This is a genomic window from Acidihalobacter sp., from assembly GCF_037381185.1.
GTDB lineage: Bacteria > Pseudomonadota > Gammaproteobacteria > DSM-5130 > Acidihalobacteraceae > Acidihalobacter_A.
On the sequence record NZ_JARRQY010000010.1, the window covers coordinates 12,927 to 34,886 of the forward strand.

The 21,960-nt window shown below is 64.1% G+C and carries 19 protein-coding genes and 1 pseudogene; 15 read left to right on the forward strand and 5 right to left on the reverse strand.

Annotation, left to right across the window (positions count from 1 at the left end):
- Positions 1 to 161: 161 nt before the first annotated feature.
- The 7 genes from P8014_RS04585 to P8014_RS04615 all read left to right on the forward strand — a co-directional run bounded on the left by P8014_RS04585 (position 162) and on the right by P8014_RS04615 (position 7,309).
- Positions 162 to 944: an ATP-binding cassette domain-containing protein gene (locus tag P8014_RS04585; RefSeq protein WP_337816126.1), complete on the forward strand. Its 783-nt coding sequence runs from the start codon at positions 162 to 164 to the stop codon at positions 942 to 944.
- On the forward strand, positions 941 to 2,023 hold the full coding sequence (locus P8014_RS04590) for an ABC transporter permease (protein WP_337816127.1): 1,083 nt from the start codon (positions 941 to 943) through the stop codon (positions 2,021 to 2,023). The genes P8014_RS04585 and P8014_RS04590 overlap by 4 nt, the downstream gene beginning before the upstream one ends.
- A 15-nt stretch (positions 2,024 to 2,038) precedes the next feature.
- Positions 2,039 to 3,037, forward strand: a complete 999-nt coding sequence (locus tag P8014_RS04595; RefSeq protein ID WP_337816128.1) for a substrate-binding domain-containing protein — start codon at positions 2,039 to 2,041, stop codon at positions 3,035 to 3,037.
- A 117-nt stretch (positions 3,038 to 3,154) separates the two neighbouring features.
- Positions 3,155 to 4,090: a hypothetical protein gene (locus tag P8014_RS04600; protein WP_337816129.1), complete on the forward strand. Its 936-nt coding sequence runs from the start codon at positions 3,155 to 3,157 to the stop codon at positions 4,088 to 4,090.
- A gap of 307 nt (positions 4,091 to 4,397) precedes the next feature.
- Positions 4,398 to 5,492 carry a sugar ABC transporter substrate-binding protein gene (locus P8014_RS04605; RefSeq protein WP_337816130.1) on the forward strand — a complete coding sequence of 365 codons (1,095 nt, stop codon included), beginning with the start codon at positions 4,398 to 4,400 and terminating at the stop codon, positions 5,490 to 5,492.
- Between the two features lie 6 nt (positions 5,493 to 5,498).
- On the forward strand, positions 5,499 to 6,527 hold the full coding sequence (locus P8014_RS04610; protein ID WP_337816131.1) for an ABC transporter permease: 1,029 nt from the start codon (positions 5,499 to 5,501) through the stop codon (positions 6,525 to 6,527).
- On the forward strand, positions 6,524 to 7,309 hold the full coding sequence (locus tag P8014_RS04615) for an ATP-binding cassette domain-containing protein (protein ID WP_337816132.1): 786 nt from the start codon (positions 6,524 to 6,526) through the stop codon (positions 7,307 to 7,309). Before P8014_RS04610 ends, P8014_RS04615 begins: the two co-directional genes overlap by 4 nt.
- Before the next feature lie 50 nt (positions 7,310 to 7,359).
- Here the strand turns inward: P8014_RS04615 and P8014_RS04620 are convergent, their stop codons facing one another.
- Entirely contained in the window at positions 7,360 to 8,136 is a 777-nt protein-coding gene (locus P8014_RS04620) for an SDR family oxidoreductase (protein WP_337816133.1), read from the reverse strand.
- A gap of 139 nt (positions 8,137 to 8,275) precedes the next feature.
- Here P8014_RS04620 and P8014_RS04625 point away from each other — a divergent pair, with 139 nt between their 5' ends.
- Positions 8,276 to 10,006 carry an IlvD/Edd family dehydratase gene (locus tag P8014_RS04625; protein WP_337816134.1) on the forward strand — a complete coding sequence of 577 codons (1,731 nt, stop codon included), beginning with the start codon at positions 8,276 to 8,278 and terminating at the stop codon, positions 10,004 to 10,006.
- Positions 10,007 to 10,458: 452 nt separating this feature from the next.
- On the opposite strand, the gene P8014_RS04630 is transcribed toward P8014_RS04625, so the two are convergent.
- The gene (locus P8014_RS04630) at positions 10,459 to 11,403 is read right to left on the reverse strand and encodes a LysR family transcriptional regulator (protein ID WP_337816135.1); all 945 of its coding nucleotides are present in this window, start codon (positions 11,401 to 11,403) and stop codon (positions 10,459 to 10,461) included.
- A 130-nt stretch (positions 11,404 to 11,533) separates the two neighbouring features.
- Here P8014_RS04630 and P8014_RS04635 point away from each other — a divergent pair, with 130 nt between their 5' ends.
- The 6 genes from P8014_RS04635 to P8014_RS04660 all read left to right on the forward strand — a co-directional run bounded on the left by P8014_RS04635 (position 11,534) and on the right by P8014_RS04660 (position 17,923).
- Positions 11,534 to 12,427 carry an SMP-30/gluconolactonase/LRE family protein gene (locus tag P8014_RS04635; RefSeq protein ID WP_337816136.1) on the forward strand — a complete coding sequence of 298 codons (894 nt, stop codon included), beginning with the start codon at positions 11,534 to 11,536 and terminating at the stop codon, positions 12,425 to 12,427.
- A 91-nt stretch (positions 12,428 to 12,518) separates the two neighbouring features.
- Entirely contained in the window at positions 12,519 to 13,514 is a 996-nt protein-coding gene (araD1, locus tag P8014_RS04640) for an AraD1 family protein (RefSeq protein ID WP_337816137.1), read from the forward strand.
- Positions 13,511 to 14,692: a fumarylacetoacetate hydrolase family protein gene (locus P8014_RS04645; protein WP_337816138.1), complete on the forward strand. Its 1,182-nt coding sequence runs from the start codon at positions 13,511 to 13,513 to the stop codon at positions 14,690 to 14,692. Before araD1 ends, P8014_RS04645 begins: the two co-directional genes overlap by 4 nt.
- A gap of 37 nt (positions 14,693 to 14,729) precedes the next feature.
- Positions 14,730 to 16,271 carry an aldehyde dehydrogenase (NADP(+)) gene (locus tag P8014_RS04650; protein WP_337816139.1) on the forward strand — a complete coding sequence of 514 codons (1,542 nt, stop codon included), beginning with the start codon at positions 14,730 to 14,732 and terminating at the stop codon, positions 16,269 to 16,271.
- Positions 16,271 to 17,269, forward strand: coding sequence for a 2-dehydro-3-deoxygalactonokinase (locus tag P8014_RS04655; protein WP_337816140.1), 999 nt, complete (start codon positions 16,271 to 16,273; stop codon positions 17,267 to 17,269). Before P8014_RS04650 ends, P8014_RS04655 begins: the two co-directional genes overlap by 1 nt.
- A gap of 15 nt (positions 17,270 to 17,284) precedes the next feature.
- Entirely contained in the window at positions 17,285 to 17,923 is a 639-nt protein-coding gene (locus tag P8014_RS04660; protein WP_337816141.1) for a bifunctional 4-hydroxy-2-oxoglutarate aldolase/2-dehydro-3-deoxy-phosphogluconate aldolase, read from the forward strand.
- Between the two features lie 169 nt (positions 17,924 to 18,092).
- Here P8014_RS04660 and P8014_RS04665 read toward each other — a convergent pair.
- Positions 18,093 to 18,620, reverse strand: a pseudogene (locus tag P8014_RS04665) (DUF1697 domain-containing protein).
- Positions 18,621 to 18,705: 85 nt separating this feature from the next.
- Here P8014_RS04665 and P8014_RS04670 point away from each other — a divergent pair.
- Entirely contained in the window at positions 18,706 to 19,374 is a 669-nt protein-coding gene (locus tag P8014_RS04670) for a hypothetical protein (protein ID WP_337816142.1), read from the forward strand.
- Positions 19,375 to 19,602: 228 nt separating this feature from the next.
- Here P8014_RS04670 and ubiM read toward each other — a convergent pair whose 3' ends face one another.
- Together ubiM and P8014_RS04680 are read right to left on the reverse strand one after the other, a co-directional pair.
- A complete protein-coding gene (gene ubiM, locus P8014_RS04675) occupies positions 19,603 to 20,817 on the reverse strand; it encodes a 5-demethoxyubiquinol-8 5-hydroxylase UbiM (RefSeq protein ID WP_337816143.1) in 1,215 nt (404 codons plus the stop codon).
- A gap of 94 nt (positions 20,818 to 20,911) precedes the next feature.
- Positions 20,912 to 21,940, reverse strand: a complete 1,029-nt coding sequence (locus P8014_RS04680; protein WP_337816144.1) for a M14 family metallopeptidase — start codon at positions 21,938 to 21,940, stop codon at positions 20,912 to 20,914.
- Between the last annotated feature and the right edge of the window lie 20 nt (positions 21,941 to 21,960).

Below are 21,960 nucleotides of genomic sequence, written 5' to 3' on the forward strand. Positions count from 1 at the left end.
TGCTATTCGTATAACAAAATAAATATCAAAAAGGGCATGAATTCGTATTTGTAGGTTATTGGTTTCCGCTCTATACCTTTGCGAACCGGCATTGCCGGGATGTTGCACCGAGGCGGACCGCGAGGTCCGGCACATCCAGACAAATGTTTCGCGGTAAGGATATGGACAAAAACTACAAACACATCATCCGCGCCGAGCGGCTCTGCGTTTCCTTCGGTAAGGTCCGTGCACTGAGCGATATCGATCTGGCGATCGGACGCAACGAGATCGTCGGCTTGATCGGCGACAACGGCGCCGGCAAGTCCACTCTGATCAAAGCGTTGACCGGTGTTATCCCGCCGACCTCGGGGCGCTTGTTCATTCGCGACGAAGCCGTAGATCTTCACAACTATTCGGTGAGCCGGGCGCACGCACTGCGCTTCGAGACCGTCTACCAGGAGAAGTCGCTCGGCGAGAAGCAGCCGCTGTGGCGCAATTTCTTCGTCGGACGGCAGATCACGAACCGCTTCGGTTTCATCAACGTGCGGGAGCAGCGGCGGATAGCCAACGAGATCCTGCAGCGTCAACTGGGTTTCCGCGGTGTCGGCATCGATGCCGATTCGACCGTTTCGAAACTCTCGGGCGGCGAACGCCAGGGTATCGCGATCGGCCGCGCGATGTACTTCGATGCGGATCTGATCATTCTCGACGAGCCGACCACGGCGCTGGCGATCAAGGAAGTGCGGAAGGTTCTGGACTTCGTCCGTTCGATAAAGGAGGCAGGGCGCGCGGCCATCTACATCGAGCACAACCTGGCGCATGTGCATGCGCTCGCCGATCGGCTTCTGGTGCTCGACCGCGGCCGCATCGTGGCGGACATCCGCCCGGCCGACATGAGCTTGCAGGATCTCACCACCTTTCTCATCGAGCAGCAGCAGTCGCGTGAAGTGGAGTCGGTCGCATGAGCGAAACAAAGGCTGGATATACGGACAGCCCCCGTGTGGCCGTCACGGCCGACGCTACGCCGTTGTGGCGGCGCTTCAAGCTGGAAAGTCTGCCGATCATCGTCGTGTTCTTCGTCCTGATCGGCGTGTACATAACGTTTGCGCCAAGCGTCTTCCTGCGCTGGCCGATCTACAATTCCTTTCTGATTACCATTCCGCCGCTGATGGTGCTCTCGCTGGGCCTGACGCTCGTTATCGCCGCCGGTGAGATGGATCTCTCGTTTCCGGCCGTCATAACGCTTTCGGGATTTCTGTTCGCTTATTGCACCCTGCACCTAGGGTCGCCTTGGCTAGGGCTTCTGGCGGCCATCGCCGGCGGCGCGCTGGTCGGAGCGATCAACGGTTTCCTGGTGGCGGTCATCGGCATCCCCTCGATCATCATCACTATTGGCACTTCGTTTTTCTGGACTGGGGTGGCGACCGTGCTGTCGGGCGGCATGTCCTATGCCCTGCAGAACCTGGCCGAGAAGCCGATTGCGGCGATTTTCTCCGGTACGCTGTTCGGGATTCCGACCGAGGCGTTATGGGCGCTCGCCGTCGCAGTGGGCATTTGGTTCATCCTCAACCGCCACCGCTTCGGCGAGCATCTGCTGTTCATTGGCGATGCCCGGGAGGTTGCCCGCGTGGTCGGCATCAACACCACACGCGAGCGCGTCAAGCTGTTCACTCTGATGGGAGCGCTGGCCGGCTTCTCCAGCTTCCTGCTGACCATTCAGAACCTCAATTATTTCGCCACTCAGGGGCAGGGCATGCTGCTGTCCGCTCTGGCCGCCGTGTTCATCGGCGGCTCCTCGGTTTTCGGCGGCGCGGCCACGGTGGTCGGCAGTTTCTTCGGCGCCTTGATCATCGGCATGCTCAACGCCGGGATCGTGGCCACCGGCGTGGCCGGTTTCTGGGTCGAAGTGATTGTCGGCCTCGTGTTCGTGATCGCCGTCGTACTTCATACCGTGCTGGGCAGTCCGGGACGGATGAAGCAATTGCGCGCGCGTCTGTCGTTGGACGGCATGCTGCGCCGCGACAAAAACCACGCACGATGGTGACAGGGAGAGAGCGACATGAAGTCAGTACATTCGATGACCTACGCGGTGGCCGTTGCAGCTGCGGCCGGCCTACTGGCGTTTGGTACGGCCCAGGCTTCGACTCAATTGGGGCATGGACTCAGGATGTATTTCCAGATGGGCGGTAGCCCTGGAGATGCATCGACGCTGCCGCGCGAGATCGGTGCCAAGGACGCTGCCCAGGCGCTGGGCGTGAAGCTGATTTCGCAGTATTCCAGCTGGCAGCCGCAAAACATGATCAGCCAGTTCCGGCAGGCCATGGCGGCCAGTCCGGACTGCATCGAGATCATGGGGCATCCAGGCAATGCCGCATTCACACCGCTGGTGACGCAGGCGGAGAAGCAGGGCATCGTGGTGACCGCCGGCAACGTGCCGTTGCCCAAGCTGGAGGCGCGCTACCGGGCCAACGGCTTCGGCTATGCCGGAACCTATCTGTTCAAGGGCGGCGAGATCACCGCACAGTCCATGATCAAGGCCGGGCATCTGAAAAAGGGCGATGAGGCGCTGGTCTACGGCGTTTTCGCGGAGGGTATCCGCGGGCAGTCGGCCAAAGGTGTGGTCCACGGTCTCGAAAAGGCCGGGCTCAAGGTCTTTAAGCTCAATATCACGGATGCGGTGAACAACAATCCCTCGCAGGCCGTGCCGACGCTGGTGGCGTTCATCGAGCGTCACCCGAACCTCAAGGCGATCGGCACGCAGCAGGGGCTGGTGACCTCGTTCATTCCCCAGGCGCTGAAGGAAGCCGGCAAGAAACCGGGCCAGATCACCGTCGGCGGTATCGACCTCGCGCCCTCGACGCTGGCCGGAGTCAAGGACGGCTATATCGCCGCGACGCTGAATCAGCAGCTCTACCTGCAGGGTTTCATCCCGGTCCTGCAGTGCGTGCTCACCAAGCGTTACGGGCTCGAGGGGATGAACGTCAACACCGCCGCAGGCACCGATGCCAAGGCGATGATCGGCAAGCTCACGCCTCTCATCAAGAAGGGAATCTACTAACTCTCCTCCACAGAACTGGGGTCGGCGCGGCGGTATGCCGGCGCCGACCTCCATTTTTGAGTCATGTGATTGCGGTCGGCATGCGATTTGCGCTGGCGTGGGATGGAGGAGGTCGGCTTGACGGTTCTGGGCAACAGGAAGGTCGGGCGTTACGAGGCGTATTCGCTGCGCGATGCGTCCGGCTGGGGGATCGAGGTGATGCCGGAGTTCGGCGCCCGTCTCAACGCCCTATGGCTGCGCGACGGCCCGCTATGCCTGAACGTCATCGACGGCCTGGACGGAGAGGAGGAGCCGCAAAAGAACCGGCCCTACTACAACGTGCTGCTGTTTCCCTTCGTCAACCGCCTGGCATCCGGACGCTACAGCCACGGGCAGCGCAGTTACCGCTTTCCGATCAACGAGCCGGCCAGGGACAACGCACTGCACGGATTTCTGTTCGATGCGCCGTTTCGCATCGTTCATGCCAAGGCCGACGCCGACGAGGTGTCGTTGGCCTTGTCTCATGAGTACGCCGGAGACCGGGTCCATTACCCGTTCCCTTTTCTCATCGACGTTACTTACCGCGTGCGCCGTCGGCGGTTCACGCTGGAATTGATCTTGCGCAACACCGGGCCGGACGCCGCTCCGGTCGCCGTCGGCTGGCATCCCTATTTCACGCTGGGCTGTCCGGTGGACGCGCTGCGTCTCAAGGCGCCGACGGCCGAACGAATCGAGGTCGACGAGGAGCGCCTGTTGCCGACCGGAGACGTGCAGGCCGACGCCGAGTTCGCTGCGGGCAGGCAAATCGGGCGGGAACATCTGGACAGCTGTTTCGTGTTGTCGCGAGATGCGCCGCCGATGATCCGGATGGAGTCACCGGAGGCGTGCTTGAGCGTGATTCCGGACGAGTCGCTGGGTTACCTGCAGCTGTTTACCCCGCCGCACAGACGTTCGCTGGCCGTCGAGCCGATGAGCGCGAACATCGATGCCTTCAACAATGGCTCGGGACTGATGGTCCTGCCGTCCGGCGCCCGTTTTTCCACTTCGGTCGAGGTGTTGCTCGATCGTATTTGAATCCCGTGAGGAGGCCGTTGGGATTTCCGGAGTTTGTGGGGTACGCGTGGTTTTGGGGGCGGTGTTGAACGGTATATGTATATACAAATTGTTATCTTTAAGTCTTTAAATAATATTTGAAGGTTATTGAAAAGCCTTCTATAGCTTTACATAGCGGTGCTCTTTGCGAGTTCGTTCGCCTAGGGGGCTGCGCGAGGAGGGAGTTGCGCGAGTGGCCGGGTAGACGCTGTCGGCGTCGCGGTATATGCCCGCAGACTCCGCATAAAACCAGCGTATCAGCATGGATACGACAATGAGGAGGAATGAGATGAAAGGAAACGGATCCAACGACGAGGTCGGTGCGCAGTCGCCTTCGCGGCGAACAGTGCTGAAAAGCACCCTGGCTGGAAGCGCTCTGCTGGGCCTTGCTGCGGCGACCGGTATGCCCGAATTCGCCCGTGCCGCCGAAACGGGTAGCAGTCCTTTCCCGATGCATCCGAAGTGGCATTTCGTCTTCGTCAACCACGTGACGACCAACCCGTTCTTCGTGCCCACGCAGTACGGTATCCAGGATGCGTGCGAACTGCTTGGCTGCACTTACCAGTGGACGGGGTCGCAGCGCTCCATCGCCAGCGAGATGGTCAACTCGATGAACGCGGCAATCACCTCGCATGCCGACGCCATTGCGGTCGCCCTGGTCGATCAGCACGCCTTCAATGGGCCGACGGATCGGGCGCTGAAAGCCGGAATCCCGGTGTTTTCCTACAACGCCGACGTGGCCTCTAACCATCGTCTGGCCTACATCGGTCAGAATCTCTATGACGCCGGCAAGGCGCTCGGCGAACGTATCGCGAGTCTGGTGGATTCGGGCGACGTGGCCGGCTTCATCGCAACGCCCGGGCAGCTCAACATCCAGCCACGCCTCGACGGCGCCAAGGATGCCATCAAGGCGTCCGGCAAGAACATCAAGCTGTTCGAGGTGGCCAGCGGTGCGACGGTCAACGAGGAGTTCTCGCGCGTCGAATCCTTTTATCTGGGGCATCCGAACGTCAAGGGCATGTTCGCAGTGGATGCCGGCAGCACCGAGGCGGTGGGGGCGACCATGCGCAAGCACAACCTAGTCAAAAAAGGTGTCAAGGCGGGCGGCTTCGATCTGTTGCCCGGGACCCTCAAGGATATCCACGAAGGCTACCTGGATTTCACCATCGACCAGCAGCCCTATCTGCAGGGTTTCTACACCGTGTTGGAAATGTTCCTGTACAAGATGTCCGGAGGCCTCACCGGGCCGGCCAACATCAATACCGGTCTGAAGTTCGTGACGGCCGGCAGCGTCATGCCTTACCTGCAGACGAAGAGCCGCTATGAAGGCAATTCGAGCGCGGTGGAAATGATTCACCGTTCCGGACCGATTGCGGCGGGTTGATCGATCATGACTGTAGGTAATGAAGATAGCCCGGCCGCATCCGTGCGGCCGGTTTCCAGCCCGGCATATCGCTACGTCAATGCATTGCGCAAGGTGTTGCATTGGCGGGAAACGGGGATTCTGCTCGCCGTGCTGGCCTTGTTTGTTTATTTCAGGTTTTCCTCTCCGTATTTTCTGACGCAGGACAACCTTGGAGTGATCGGTCAGTACGTCGCTGCAGCGGCGATCATTGCCGCCGGTGAGGTCATGGTTCTCATCTGTGGCGAATTGGACCTGTCGGTAGGGCAGGTCTACGCATTGGCCCCATTCATCATGTATTTCGCCCAGCATGCGGGGATCGGGCTGTTGCCGGCGGTCGTTCTGGGGTTGGTGGCTGCGGCGCTGGTCGGCCTGATCAACGGCGTCATCACGGTGGGGTTGGGCATCCCGTCCTTCGTCACGACGCTCGGAATGTTGTTCTTCCTGAACGGCTTCAACCTGACCATTTCCGGCGGCTACCCCGTGCAGCCGCAGGGCAGCGGCATGCTGGCGATGGTGTTCGGGGCACAGGGCGGTGCGATCGAAATTCTCTGGGCGATCGGCATCGCGGTGGCGTTTCAGTTCCTGTTGATGAAAACCCGCTGGGGACTGCACACCGTCGCCACCGGCGGCAATCCGGTCGGTGCGGCCGAGGTCGGGATTCAGACGGGCCTGATCAAGATCGGCAACTTCATGTTGTGCAGCACCCTCGGCGGACTGGCGGGCGTGCTCGATGCGTTTCGCATCGGCTCCATCGATCCGCTTGCCGGGGGAACACAGATCATGTTCATGGCGATCGCCTCGGCGGTGATCGGCGGCACGCTGCTCACCGGCGGTTCGGGAACCGTCATCGGCGCGCTGCTCGGCGCGGTAGCGCTCGGCGTACTCAAGGATGGCTTCACCATCCTGGGTGTGAATGCCTACACCTTCGACATGATTCTCGGCGTTGCCATCGTGGTGACGATGTTCATGAACGTGCGGCTCAACCGCATACGTGAGAAAGGAGGCAAGTCATGAGTGCTGTTGCATCGGACGGCGCCGTGTTGCGCGGCGAGAACCTGTCCAAGTCGTTCGGCGCCGTGACCGCTCTCAAGGACGTGTCGTTCCGTCTCGAGCCCGGCGAGGTGCTGGCGCTGCTGGGCGACAACGGTGCCGGCAAGTCGACGCTGATGAAGATACTGACCGGCTTTCACAAGCCCAGCAGCGGTGAACTGTTCATGGACAGCCAGCCGGTGAGCTTTCAGTCGGTGCGGCATGCCCGCCAATGCGGCATAGAAGTGGTGTACCAGGACCTCGCCGTGGTCAGCACTTTGAGCGTCTACCGGAACATGTTTCTGCGCCGCGAAATTACCCGCGGCGGCTTTCTGCGCGTGCTGCACGACAAGGAGATGCGCCGGATCGCGGAGGATCAGCTAAAGCGCATCGGTGTGAACGTGCCCTCGGTCGACGTGGACATCTCCAAGCTCTCCGGCGGCCAGCGACAGGCGGTCGCCGTGGCGCGCGCGGTCTACTCGGATGCGCGGGTGCTGCTGCTGGACGAACCCACCGCAGCGATGGGCGTGCGCGAGAGCGCGCAGATTCTGGATCTCATCCGACGTCTGAAGGAGGAGGGCGGCGTATCGGTGATCATCGTCGCGCACAACTATGCGCAGGTGTTCGACGTGTGCGATCGGGTCAATCTGCTGCAGAACGGTCGTATCGCCTTCGATTGCCGCACCAAGGACACCTCGATCCGGGAACTCACGGATCTGGTGGTCAACGAGTATCGGGAAGCGCAGCAGCAGGTCAGGGCGTCGTAACCGACCGATTGCCGGCCCGCCTGCCTCCGCAGGCGGGCCGCGGAGGCTTTCTAGGAAGAGACCCAGCCGCCGTCGACGATGAACTCCTGCGCGTTGCATAGCGCGCTGTCGTCCGCGGCCAGAAACAGCGCCATGTTGGCGATGTGTTCGGGCTGCACGCGCGCTTTCAGGAACTGATTGGCGTCGATGACCTTTTCGGCTTCGTGGGTCACCCAGAGCGTGAGCTGGCGTTCGGTCATGACCCAGCCGGGCACCAGGGTGTTGACGCGGATGTTGTGCACCCCGAGGTCGCGGGCAAGGCTGCGCGTGAGGCCGTGCGCGGCGGCCTTAGCGGAGGCGTAGGCGGGTACGTCGGGAGTGCCCATGCGCCAACTGACGGAGCCGAAGTTGATGATCGAGCCGCCGCCGAGTTCGCGCATCTGCGGCAACACTGCCTGCGCGGCGAAGAACATCGGTCGCAGGTTCACCGCCATACGGTCGTCCCAGTACTCGACGGTGACGTCCTCGATGCGGTGGCGCTGGTCGTTGGCGGCGTTGTTGACCAGGGCGGAGATGTTGCCGTGACGCTGGCGCGTGGTTTCTATGGCCGCTTGCAGCGCGGTGATGTCGCGGATGTCGCAGGGCAGATAGTCGGGCCTGACACCCGTTTCCGCCGCCACGTCCTCGGCCAGGGCGCGGCTTTCCTCGTCGGCGATGTCGACGAAGGTGACTTTGGCTTGTTGGCGGCAAAAGGCGCGCGTCAGGCTGGCGCCGATGCCGCTGCCACCGCCGGTGATGAAGATCGCCCGGCCGGCCAGGCTGGGATAGACAGCGTGCTGTGATGCCATCGGCATTCTTCTCCTAATTGATATACAAAATGTTATCGAACAATAAACATAACAGGTCTATTCGGTTATGTTTCTCTATTGATAGCATCGAAGCCGGCAATTGTCATCCCGGTTAGAACCGTCTCAGGAGTAGCGCAAGATGAATGATGAGAAGAAGGCCACCAGGCGTAGCCAGAACTGGTTCGGGCGTGAAGGCAAGGACGGGTTTCTATACCGGAGCTGGATGAAGAATCAGGGGCATCCGCACGATCTGTTCGACGGACGCCCGGTGATCGGCATCTGCAACACCTGGTCCGAGCTAACCCCCTGCAATGCGCATCTGCGCGAGTTGGCGGACTGGGTCAAGCGCGGCGTCTGGGAGGCCGGCGGATTTCCGCTGGAGTTTCCCGTCATGTCGCTGGGCGAGACCCAGATGCGGCCGACGGCGATGCTGTTCCGCAATCTCGCCAGCATGGACGTGGAGGAATCCATCCGCGGCAACCCCATCGACGGGGTAGTGCTGATGATGGGCTGCGACAAGACGACGCCATCGCTGCTGATGGGGGCGGCCAGCTGCGACCTGCCGACCATCGGCCTGTCCGGTGGCCCGATGCTCAACGGGCGCTATCGCGGCAAGACGCTGGGTTCGGGCACCGGCGTATGGCAGATGTCCGAAGAGGTGCGGGCAGGCACCATGTCGATGGAGGAATTCGTCGAAGCAGAATCGTGCATGCACCGCTCCAAGGGACATTGCATGACCATGGGCACGGCCTCGAGCATGGCCAGCATGGTCGAGGCGCTGGGCATGGCCCTGCCGGGCAACGCCACCATCCCGGCGGTCGACGCGCGGCGCTTCACCCAGGCGCAGCTCACCGGCCGGCGCATCGTCGACATGGTGCGCGAGGACCTGTGCATGTCCAAAATCCTCAAGCGTGAGGCTTTCGTCAACGCCATTCGCGCCAATGCCGCGATCGGCGGCTCCACCAATGCGGTGATCCACCTGCTGGCGCTGGCGGGGCGGCTCGGCGTGGAGCTGAAACTGGACGATTGGGACGAGTTGGGTTCGCATCTGCCCTGCATCGTCGACCTGCAGCCTTCGGGCAAGGCCCTGATGGAGGACTTCTATTACGCCGGCGGCCTGCCGGCAGTGCTGCGGGAACTCGGCGAACAGGGTCTGCTCGAACGCGACGCGATCACCGTCAACGGCAGCACGCTATGGGACAACGTGCGCGATGCCGAGTGCTTCGACCGCGAGGTCATCCGCGAGTGGCACAAGCCGATGCGCGAGCAGGCCGGCATCGCCGTGCTGCGCGGCAACCTGGCGCCGGACGGCGCCGTCATCAAGCCGTCGGCGGCCAGCCCGCATCTGTTGCAGCACCGCGGCCGGGCCGTGGTGTTCGAATCCATCGAGGAGTTCCACGAGCGCATCAACGACGAGTCGCTGGACGTCGACGAAAACTGCGTGCTGGTGCTCAAGAACTGTGGGCCGCAGGGTTATCCCGGTATGGCCGAGGTGGGCAACATGCCGCTGCCGCCGAAGCTGCTGCGCAAGGGCGTGCGCGACATGGTGCGGCTGTCGGATGCGCGCATGAGCGGCACGGCCTACGGCACCGTGGTGCTGCACACGGCGCCGGAAGCGGCGGTGGGCGGCCCGCTGGCGCTGGTGCGCGACGGGGACGTCATCAACCTGGACGTGCCGGCCAGGACGTTGACTTTGGAGGTCGACGACGAGGAACTCGATCGCCGCCGGGCGGGATGGCGGCCGCCGCAGCCTCCCGAGCGCGGCTGGGCGCGCCTCTACGTGGATCACGTGCTGCAGGCCGACCGAGGGGCCGATCTGGATTTTCTGGTCGGCGGCAGCGGAGCGGAGGTGGCCAGGGACTCGCACTAGACGCTATCGTTTTGCCGGCTATGTGTTCGTTCGAGGCGGGTATTTTTCGATAGGCGCCAGCGGTTTGTTTCGTGTGCGAATCCGGCGCCGCGCCCGAAAGGCCCCTGGCGGGCAAACCTCGAGCGCACACCCCATTACGGGGCACTGCAGGCACTCGCTCTCCAGGCGAAAACCTGTTCGGCCGACCTCCCTGCCGCCCGACCCCGTGCCGGGGCGCACGCTCGAGGCAAGGCCTAAAAGGCAAAGCATGTTGTGTCCCGAACCTCCGAGCTACGTATTCGGCTTATGAGAAGTAGGTTGAGGTAAGCGAAGCGCACCCCAACGCGGTGGGCGTGGGTGATGTTGGGGTTCGCTTCGCTTACCCCAACCTACGAATTAACGCTTCAGAGTTTCAGAACCCAACGGTTTTGTCTTTGACATAACCTCTTCCTCTCGCCGCGCGGGACACGGCATTAGCCGCCGCTCTCCGCCCGGGCGATAGCATGCACGGTCTGGATGAGCTGCAGCGCTCCCGGCGAGAGCTTGCGTCCCTGCAGGCGGACGATGCCGAACGGTTTGAGTTTGAGCGGGGACGCGAAGGGCAGGACGCAGAAGCGTTCGGGGTCGAAGGCCAGGTCGACGATGCCCTGCGAAATGACCGTGATTGCGTCCGTGCGGTCGATCAGCGCCATCGAAACCAGCACTGAACGGGTATCGATGATCTGCTGCGGTGGCGCGATACCCGCTTCCAGCAACAGGTCGTTCATGCGCTGGCGCAGCAGGCCGTCGGGAGGCTCAAGCACCCAGGTGAACGAAGCCATGTCCTGCAGGGTGACGTTCTCCCGCTCGGCCAGCGGATGTTCGCGACGGCAGACGAAACATAGGTTTTCCCTGCCGATTTCCTCGTAGATGAAGCGGTTGGGCGATATGTCGTCTGGTATGCGAGCCAGGACGAAGTCGTAATCCCCTTCGGCCAGTCCCTGTACCAGCATGTGGCTGACGTTGATGTCGATGGCGATCTGCACGCGCGGATGTTCCCGCTGCACCTCTTCGACCGAACGGCCCAACAGGGCGATGCCGGGCGCCACCGTGCCGACCGCGGCGCGTCCGCCGTTGCCGTTGCGCAGCGCCGAGAGCTCTTCACCGGCATTGTTCAGCTCGGCCAGGATCGCGCGCGAGTGGCGAATGAGCACTTCCCCATACCAGTTCGGTTCCACTCCGCGCGGCTGGCGCTCGAACAACGGTACGTCGAGTTGGTATTCGAGTTCGCCGAGCAGCTTGGAGGCGGCCGGTTGGCTCATGCCCAGCGTTTCGGCGGCGCGGTGGATATTGCGGTGCTCGTCCAGTGCGGCGAAGAGCTGCAGATGGCGCATCTTCAGGCGGGCGCGTAGGAACCAGTCGGCCGGCAACTGTTTCATCGTCATGGAACTCCACGTTATTTGATACTCAAATATATATCAAAACCTAGCGATTTATGGATTGGAAGGTTATTGGTATGGCGTCTATGTTTCCTCTACCGGTGTTTTTCGTGCGCCGCGAGAGTCGGGGGTGAGTGTGGAAGAAGTCGAATGTCTATGGGACGCACGCGCCGAGTTGGGCGAAGGGCCGCTTTGGGCGTCGTCCCTGGAAGCGTTGCTGTTCGTCGACATCCTGGGTGCGCGGCTGCTGCAGTATCGTCCGGCCGAAGGTGCCAAGCGGGAGTGGCCGCTAGACGAGGCTTGCTGCTGGTTGATCGAGCGCGGCGACGGCGATGGTTTCATCGCCGGGCTGCGTTCGCGCATCGTGCATCTGCGGCTGGACGAGTCGGGGCCGCGGGTGGTCGAGGAACTGGCTCGGCCCGAAGCGCATCTGCCGGGCAACCGTTTCAACGATGCCAAGGCGGACCCCGCCGGACGGGTCTGGGCCGGCAGCATGGACGCTGCCGAGCGCGACGCCAGCGGGGCGCTCTATCGCCTCGACGATCGCGGCATGGTTGCCGTCGACCGCCCCTACGTCATCGCCAACGGCCCCGCGTTCAGCCCCGACGGGCGCACGCTGTATCACACCGACACTGCGGTTCGCACCGTCTATGCGCTCGACTGCTCCGAGCAGGGCGTGCTTTCCGGCAAGCGTGTGCACATCCGCTTCGATGCGCAGGACGGCTTTCCCGACGGCATGACCTGCGATGCCGAAGGCGGTTTGTGGGTCGCCCATTTCGGAGGCTCCTGCCTGAGTCGTTTTCATCCCGACGGGCGGTTCGACCGGCGCGTGCGGATTCCGGCAACGCAGGTGACTTCCTGCACGTTCGGCGGCGCCGGGTTCGATGAGCTGTACGTCACGACCGCGGCCCGCGGCCGCGACGACGAGCCGCTGGCCGGCGCCTTGTTCCGTCTGCGCCCAGGCGTTCGCGGCCTGCCGCCGAACCGCTTCGGCCGCCCGGACGACGGGCGACCGTCGCCGTAGCGGCATATCCGACGAATGAGCGAGCCGGGAGCACTGCGCGTAGACCGCTCGATCAGCCGTTCAATCAATGCGTTTCCGAGGAGAAACCAGCATGTCATTGAGATTGATCCAGGCCCGCAGCCGAACCGGCGAGCGTATGGTCGTCGCCGACCGCGAAGCCGTAGGCGCCGTGCGCCTGAGCGACGTATCCAGCGTTTACGAACTGGCCCGCCGCGCGCTGTACGAAGGCGTGGGACTGGCGACGATGATCGAAGGTCTTGTAGGCGGTGAAGAGGTCGATCTGCAGGCGCTGGCGACCGAGGGACGCCTGCTGCCGCCCATAGATCATCCGGACGCAGCGCACGTGATGGTCAGCGGCACCGGCCTGACCCATCTCGGCAGCGCCGAAGGGCGCGACCGCATGCACCGCAGCATCGAGGCCGGCGAGCCGCTCACCGATTCCATGAAGATGTTTCGACTCGGCCTTGAGGGAGGCAAGCCGACGGCGGGACAGACCGGGGTGCAGCCCGAATGGTTCTACAAGGGCGACGGCAGCATCGTGGCCGCCCCAGGCGAGGAGTTGTCTCTGCCGAGTTTCGCGCTGGACGGTGGCGAGGAGGCGGAGATCGTCGGCGTGTACGTCATTGCCGACGACGGCACGCCGGTGCGTCTGGGCTTCGCGCTGGGCAACGAGTTTTCCGACCATGTGACGGAACGGCAGAACTACCTCTATCTGGCGCATTCCAAGCTGCGCGCCTGCTCGTTCGGGCCGGAACTGCTGGTGGGGGAGCTGCCCGGCGACGTGCGGGGGCGGGTGCGTATCCTGCGCGACGGGGAGGTGCTCTGGGATAGTCCGTTCAGTTCCGGCGAGGACAATATGAGCCACAGCATCGCCAACCTGGAAGCGCATCACTTCAAGTATGCCGCACACCGCGTTCCGGGCGACGTGCATGTCCATTTCTTCGGTACCGCAACGCTGAGTTTCGCCGAGGGTGTGCGGACCAGGCCGGGCGACGTCTTCGAATTGCAGGCCGATCCCTTCGGGCTGCCGCTGAGCAACCGTATCGTGCAGACCGACGGTCTGGCGCCGCCGGTGCGCATGTTATGAGCAATGCGCTGGAACTCGACCCGCAGCGTGTTCTGCCTGCCGATGCCGACGCCGTGCTTCTGGGGCGCGTCTGGTTGCCCGAGTGCGCCGGACCCGCGGTGGTTGCCGTGCGCGGCGGGGAGTTGTTCGACGTTACGACGTCGATGGCGCCGACCGTGCGCGACGTGCTGGAATCGCCCGATCCGAAGGGACTGCTGGACGACACGCGCGGCCGTTCCATCGGTGGGATCGCCGAGGTGCTCGCCAACAGCGACGAGAAAGCGCGCGATCCGCAGCGCCCGTGGCTGTTGTCGCCCGTCGACCTGCAGGCGGTGAAGGCGGCCGGCGTGACTTTCGCGGCGAGCATGCTGGAGCGTGTGATCGAGGAGCAGGCCAAGGGCGAGCCGCAGCGTGCCGCCGATCTGCGCCGCGAGATAGTCGGCATGATCGGCACCGAACTCGTCGAGCTGGTGCCGGGTTCACCGGCGGCAATGTCGCTCAAACAAACCCTGATCAAGCGTGGCCTGTGGTCGCAGTACCTGGAGGTCGGCATCGGGCCGGACGCCGAGATATTCACCAAGGCTCAGCCCTTGTCCAGCGTCGGCATCGGAGCCCACGTCGGCATCCATCCGGCTTCGCGCTGGAACAACCCCGAGCCCGAGGTGGCGGTGCTGCTCGCCAGCGACGGACGGATGGTGGGCGCCACGCTGGCCAACGACGTCAACCTCCGCGATTTCGAGGGACGCTCCGCCTTGCTGCTCGGCAAGGCCAAGGACAACAACGCGAGTTGCGCTATCGGCCCCTTCATTCGGTTGTTCGACCAGCGCTGGGGTGTGGAAGATCTGCAGCATGTCGAAGTCAGCGTTCGCGTCGACGGCAGCGACGGCTTCCGTCTCGACGGCACCAGCAGCATGGCGCAGATCAGTCGTTCGCCGGCGGCGCTGGCGCAAGCCACGCTCAACGAGAACCATCAGTATCCGGACGGTGTCGTGCTGCTGCTGGGCACGCTGTTCGCCCCGGTCCAGGATCGCGGTGAGGCCGGCAGCGGATTCACTCATCATGCGGACGACGTGGTCGGCATATCGGCACCGGAGCTCGGCTGTCTGTCGAATCGCGTGCGTACCAGCGACCGCTGCGCCCCCTGGACCTTCGGCGCGGGCGCGCTGATGCGCAACCTTGCCGCGCGTGGAGTGCTGTAAGACGACGCCGGAACACATACACGGAAAAGGAGGATTTATGGACGAGTATCGAGGGCATGACATTGCGGGCCAGGCGAGCGCCGAAGGTCCGGTGACGGATGCCGGCTATCCTGAGGCCACGGCCGCGGAGATAGACCGCGCCTGCCGTGCCGCGGCCGAGGCGGCCGGGGCCTATCGTGCCCGCCCGGTCGAGGCGCGCGCGGGCTTTCTGGAGCGTATCGCGGACGAGCTCGAGACCGAGGCCGACCGCCTGGCCGAGACCATCCCCGCCGAGACCGCACTGCCCGAGGCGCGCGCCCGCGGCGAGCTGGCCCGCACCACCGGCCAGCTGCGCCTGTTCGCCGAGGTGGTGCGCCGCGGCGACTACCTGGGCGCGCGCATCGACCATGCCGATGCGCAGCGCACGCCCCCGCGCCCTGACCTGCGCCAGTACCGGGTGCCGCTCGGCCCGGTGGCCGTGTTCGGTGCCAGCAACTTCCCGCTGGCCTTCTCGGTGGCCGGCGGGGATACCGCCTCGGCGCTGGCCGCGGGCTGCCCGGTGGTGTTCAAGGCCCATCCGGGCCATCCGCTGACCTCGGCCGTGGTCGGCGCGGCGCTGCGGCGTGCGGTAGCGGCCGCGGACATGCCAGCTGGCGTGTCCAGCCTGCTGTACGGGGCCGGCAACGCCGTCGGCGGTGCGCTGGTCGAACATCCGGCGATTCAGGCGGTGGCCTTCACCGGCTCGTTCGCCGGCGGTACCGCGTTGGCGCGCTTGGCGCAGGTTCGGCCCGAGCCGATCCCGGTGTACGCCGAGATGGGCAGCGTCAATCCGTTGTTCCTGCTGCCCGGGGCGCTCGAGCGCGACCCCGAGGCGCTGGCGCAGGCCTACTTCGCCTCGCTCACTCTGGGCGTGGGTCAATTCTGCACCAACCCCGGACTGGTGTTCGCGGTGCGCGGGTCGGCGCTGGAGCGCTTTTGTAGCGCGCTGGGGGCAGCGGCCCAGGCGCAGGCCGCGCAGTCGATGCTGCACGTCGGCATCCTGGCCGCCTACGAAACCGGCACGCAGCGCCTGAGCGGCGCCGGCGGCGTGCAGGCGATCGCCACCGGCGCCGAGGCCGATGGGCGTGCGGCCGCGCACGTGTACCGCGTCAGTGGCGAGACCTTCGCCGCCAACCCGCAGTTGGCTGAGGAGGTGTTTGGTCCGAGCGGGCTGATCGTCGAACTCGATGGCCTCGATCAGATGGCCGCCATCGTCCGAGCGCTGCCCGGTCAGCTCACCGCCACCCTGCACGGCACGGCGGAGGAATTGCCCGCGCAGGCCGAACTGATCGGTGCGCTGGAGCGGCGCGTCGGGCGGGTGCTGTTCAACGGTTTCCCGACCGGAGTGGAGGTCTGCGATGCGATGGTGCACGGCGGGCCGTGGCCGGCGACCACCGCCGCGCAGACGACCTCGGTGGGCACGCTGGCGATCGAGCGCTTCGTGCGTCCGGTTTGTTACCAGGACTGCCCCGATGCGCTGCTGCCCGAGGCCCTGCGCGAGCACAACCCCCTCGGATTGCGCAGACTCGTCAACGGAGCCTGGCAAGCGCCGGTGACGTGATGGGCACCTATCTGGTCGTCGATTCCGGCACCAGCAACACCCGCGTGCGGTTGTGGCACGGCGGTCGCATTGTAGCGACCGCGCTGCGCGCCGTCGGTTCGCGCGACACCGCCGCTGCCGGGCACAACGGTGCGCTCGCCGCTGCACTGCGCGAAGCGATAGGCGAAGCGCGGCAGGGTGCGGAGCCCGTCGCGGTGATCTGCTCCGGGATGATTACCTCCAACCTGGGGCTGTACGAGGTGCCGCACCTGCGTGCGCCGGCAACCCTGGATGATCTTGCCCGCGGCATGGTCGGAGCACGCTTTCCTGAACTGTGCGAACTGCCGTTCCATTTCGTGCCGGGCGTGAAGACCTTGCCCGAGGGACCGATCGACGCCGCCAATCTGCACACGGTAGATCTGATGCGTGGCGAGGAGACAGAGATCGCCGGTCTGTTGGACCAGTCGCGAATCGTCATGCCGGCGTTGTTTTTGCACCTCGGGTCGCACCACAAGGCGATTCTGGTGGATGAGGGGCCGGCGATCGCAGCGTCGAGCACGGCGCTGACCGGCGAACTGCTGGATGCCGTGCGATGCCATACGGTGCTTTCCGGCAGCACGCTGAGCGCACTGGACTTCGAGCCGGCGCCGGAGATGTGGCGTCTCGGCCTCGATCTGGCCCGCCGCGAGGGCCTGGGACGTGCGCTGTTTCTGGTGCGTGCGGCGGAGCAGCTGTGGGCCCGCCGCCATACCGAGGCTACTGCACTGCTGCTCGGCGCGCTGACCGGACTCGATCTGCAGATGCTGGAGGGATATCGCGGGCGTGCCGTGACCACGGTGATTTACGGCAAGGGCGCGTTCGGTCCCTTGTTGCATGATTGCCTGGGTGGCGCGGAGTACGGTGAGGTGCGGCTTGTCGATGAAGCGACGTCGGACGAAGCCGCCGCGCGGGGTGCAGTGGCGCTGTTCGAGCGTGCCGTGGAACTTGGCGTCGTCGAAGCCGCGACGGCGCGGGCGTAGGGAGGTCGATTCGATATGTCCATCGAGACGTTTCTAGCGACGCTTCGTCGGCACCGTATACTCGCCATTCTGCGCGGGGTGCCGCCGGCATATGCCGAAGCCATGGCACAGGCGCTGTATGCTGGCGGCATTCGCCTGCTGGAGGTGTCCTTGAGTCGGCCGGCCGCGCTGGACGGCCTGCGCGCGCTTGCTGCGGCGCGTCCGCCCGATATGCTTGTCGGCGCAGGCACGGTGGTGTCCGGCGCGCTGGCGGAGCAGGCAAAGGAAGCCGGCGCGATGTTCTTCGTCACGCCTCACGTTGTTTCTGAAGTTGCAGCGTATGCGGGCGCGTCCGGAATTCCGGTGCTTTGCGGCGCCATGACGCCGACGGAGATTGCCGCCGCACGCGAGCAGGGCTGCGGCGTCGTCAAGCTGTTTCCCGCCACCGCGCTCGGGGCGGATTACCTGCGCAGTTTGCGTGGACCGTATCCCGATCTCGAGCTGCTTGCGGTGGGTGGTATCGGCGCAGACAACCTGGCTGAATATCTGGCCGCCGGCGCGCTTGGTGCCGGCATCGGCGGCGCACTGACTTCCGTGGACTGGAAGCAGCCGGATTGGGGGCGGGTCACCCGCCTTGCCGCTGATTTGACCCGGATCGTTGCGGAGTTTTCCTGAGTCGAAGCTTATGCGCGTTGTCCGTGATAAACGAAAGACGTGACGCTATAGAGATAGTCTCCTCGTTCACGGTTTGCGGACAACTCGCGGCGAAACCGTTCGTATTCACTTTCGTCCTTCCTTCTCTCGAGCGCGCCTGAACGACGACAACAGTCAGTTACGGGTGTGCCTATGCACTCAGCTCTATACAACGAGACATCGTGTTGAAGTTCCGAGTGGTCGTGGCAAGCTTCAGTTTTCGCTCGAAGAAATTATTGTTGAACTTCGAGTCGCTGTATTTCGTTGCGTACAAGGTGTAGATGATGTCGTTGACGATTCTCACGCTATCGGGCGAAAAGTCGAGCTGGACCAGGTTTTCCACCTGTTGCGTTGCCGGAGTCGTCGTGAGCAGAGAAAAGTACGTCCGAGAAGCCGCGTTCGAAGGAAATGGATTGCCTCCCATGATCCGCTTGAGTCGATCGTGTGTCCGCGCAATTACAGAGATATCGGCTCCGATTTCACGGGCAATGACGTCGTGGACGAGGGCTTGCGGCGACGATCGATCCAGGTTCTATTTGGCAATGACGTTGCCGCTTTGGATGTACGTCCGCACATCCAGCAATCCGGAGTCACCCAGGGCGGCGCGTAGCTCAGCCATCGGCACCCGGTTCTTGCCGCTGGGAGCGACGCCGCGCAGAAAGATTGCCCAGTGTTTCATTGTACTCGGTGGTTATACGCTCAGCAGTAAATATAGAGGCTGATGGGGCCGGGTACACGCAAGCCAAGAGTCCGGATAGCTCTGTTTGAACTCGGAGCGGACATTCGCCTGCCGGGCAGGTGCGGTCGAAAACGGTTTGCAGCCTCCGGGTAGCTGCAGGCGCATCGCGTCCGCCGCAGTATTTGGGACGGCGTCTCAAGTCAACAGCAGCATCTACAATGTGCCGATTGGAGCGGCCACGGTGGCGGATAAATCTGGCTCGGCCTGGGGATTCGCGTTCTCGCTCAACCTGAAATGCGCGGGTCTGACGCCCAATGACATGACCACATCGTTGCAGATGCAGGATATGGTGAACGGTACGACCGGTAACGTCGACGCTTTGGCCATCCCCGACAACTATGGCTATAGCAGCTCTGGCAGGGATGGAGGCTCAGCTTCGAACCCCCTCAACTCGTCGGTTGACTACCGGGTTCAGAATGCCGAAGCATTCTCCTACGCTTCGGTCGCCGGTGCGTTCGGCGATCCCGGATACGACATGAACCAGAACGACGTGTACAAATCCACGTTCTCGGCTACATGCATTACCGATAGTTGCGCGGGACGGTCGCTTGTGTCAGTGAGTTCCACCGTCATTGCCGGAACGGGCGTACCGGTTCCCGAGCCTCCTGATATCGGCATCTTCGGCACCGGGTTGCTGGCGCTGCTGGGACAGGGCCTGGCAGGGCGCCGGCGTGTGTGCCACCGGTACGCATGAGGCTTGACGCTTTCCTCCATCATCCGATCCCGGGCAGGGGCGTCTAACCTGCCCGGGCGGATCAGGCGTGAACTGATGCAACAAACGGTGCGCGACGCCGTTGCGTTATCCCCTCCGCCAGAACGAATGTCCCCGGGTACGATGTTCCCTCGTTGCGCCCATGCTCGGCCAAGCACTGGTCAGTTCCATCGCAATGAAGACTCCTCCGGTTCTAAGCCGGTGGAGTTTTCACTCAGCCCCTCGCAGCTTTCCACCGCGCCACGGCGGCAGCACCGGATCGCCGGTCAGCGTCGCGGCCAGGGTTTGCTTGAACGGCGCGAAGTTTTGGCCCAGGCGCAGGGCGATGCTGCGCAGTGTGCGCGCGGGCAGGGTGTCGTTGGTATAGAGCTGGGCGATGGCCTGGGTGGCCAGATAGAGCGGGCGCGTGGCGAGGCGGTGGTCGCGTTCGTAGCGGGACAGCAGGGCGGAGTCGGCGATGTTGCGGCCGGTTTCGTGGGCGTTGAGGATTTCGCGCGCCAGCGCTTCCTGGCCGCGCAGCCCGAAGTTGAAGCCGTGCGCGGTGACCGGGTGCATGCCGACGGCGGCGTCGCCGATCAGGGCGAAGCGGCGCGCCACGAAGCGCTTGGGATAGACGCCGACCAGAGGATAGGAACAGCGCGGGCTACTCATCTGCATGCGCCCGAGGCGGTACTGGAAGCGGTTTTCCATGTCGCGGTTGAAGGCTTCTTCGGGCATGTCGAGCACGGCTTGCATCTGCCGCTGCGGCAGGGTCAGCACGACCGAGGAACGCAAGCCGTTGAGCGGCAGCAGGGCCATGGTCTGGCCGTAGTCGAACCACTCCCAGGCGACGTGTTCGTGCGGCACGCTGTGTGCCATGCGGCACACCAGCATGGTCTTGCCGAAGTCGTGCATGGTGGCGCTGATGCCCATGGCGCGGCGGGTGTCGGAAAAGCGGGTGTCGGCGGCCACGGCCAGTCGCGCGCGCAGTTGCCGTCCGTCGGACAGATCCAACTCGGCATGCGTGTCGTGCGTGCGGATGCCGGTGAGGCGGGTCTCCGTCAGCAGGGTCAGGCCGTCCTGTCCGCGGGTCGCCTCGTAGGCGGAGCGGCGAATCAGGTAGTTGGGCACGAGGTAGCCCAGTTCGTCCTTGCGGCTGATCTTGTGGTCTACGCGCATGGCGTAGGTCGAGGGGCCGTTGAAGACCTGCGCGTCGCGCAGCGGCGAGATGTCTTCCTCAGAAATCCGTTCCCACAGGCCCAGGCGGTGCATGATGTCGGCCGAGTGATGCGTGAGAGCGATTTCGCGTCCGTCGAAGGGCGGGTCGGCCAGCGTCGCTTCGGGCTGCTGTTCGATCAGGGCGATGCTCAGGCCGCTGGCGGCGAGCGAGCGGGCGAAGCTGAGGCCTGCGGGGCCGGCGCCGACGACGGCGATATCGAACTCCATGGTCTTCCTCGGGATGGCGCGTACGGCGATCCGCCGAGTTTAACCATCGGCGGGGCGAGGATATTGATCTGGGTCAGTATCGGCGCCGATCCGTCTATTGATCCGACAGCGGTGCCGTCAGGCGTTCCATCAGGTAGCACAGACAGTCCTGGCGCACTATCCGAGGGTCCAGGGTCAGCATGGACGGCATGCTGGGGCGGGTCAGGGTGATGTGGCCGTCGACGTGGGAGAAGAAGCGTTCGGTGACGTCGCGTCCGTCTTCGTCGTGGGCCTCCAGTCTGGCTATGCTGTCCGGGCGCAGCGCGGCGAAGCGGGTGCCGGCGTAGAGTTCGCGGAAGTTGTAGTGATCGATCTCGGGTTCGAAGGCGATGTCGGCCGCGCCGGGTTCGAAGCTGAAGCTGAAGCGCTCCGGTATCTTGACGGTGGCGACGGTGTGGAACAGGTCGATGTCCTGCGGGGCGACGGCATGATCGGGAATGTCCGCCAGATTCAGGCTGGCTTCGATGAATTCCGCGGCGTGTTCGGCGCCGGCGGCGACGCCGGGTTTGCCGCACTCCAGCGTGGTGGCCGGGCATAGTTCGGCCATGGCCATGGATTGCACGCCGCGCGGGCGGATGAAGTACACCACGGTGCGTCCGAACAGCGCGGCCAGTTGCATGAAGCGGTGGTCGAGCCGGTTGATGCAGGCGTAATGCGGATTGAGTCCGGTGTTGTTGTGTACGTCGATGCTGGCGAATACGCCTCGCGCACGCATGGCTTCGACCACTTCGGTCATCAGACGCCGTTCGGGGCTGTCCGGCGCTTCGCCGCCCGGCCACACGCGGTTGTAGTCGGGTTGGCCCTCAAGGACGCGCAGACCGTGCGCGGCCGCGTCGACGTTGCCGAAGAACACGGACAGGGCGCGGGGCAGTTCGCGGGAGTGGTAGCGGCGCAGCACCTGTTGGATGGCGCTCAGGCCGCTGTCTTCGTTGCCGTGCAGCAGCACCGACACGAACAGCGGCGCCTCGCGACGGCCGGGCAGGTGCATCAGGGTGGGGCCGGGGAGCACGGTGTGCAGTTCGCGAGCGCCGACGTTCAGCAGCCCCGGGGGAATGTCGCCGATCTGGTTCAGTTGCGTGGTCATGATGTTGTAGATGCCATTTT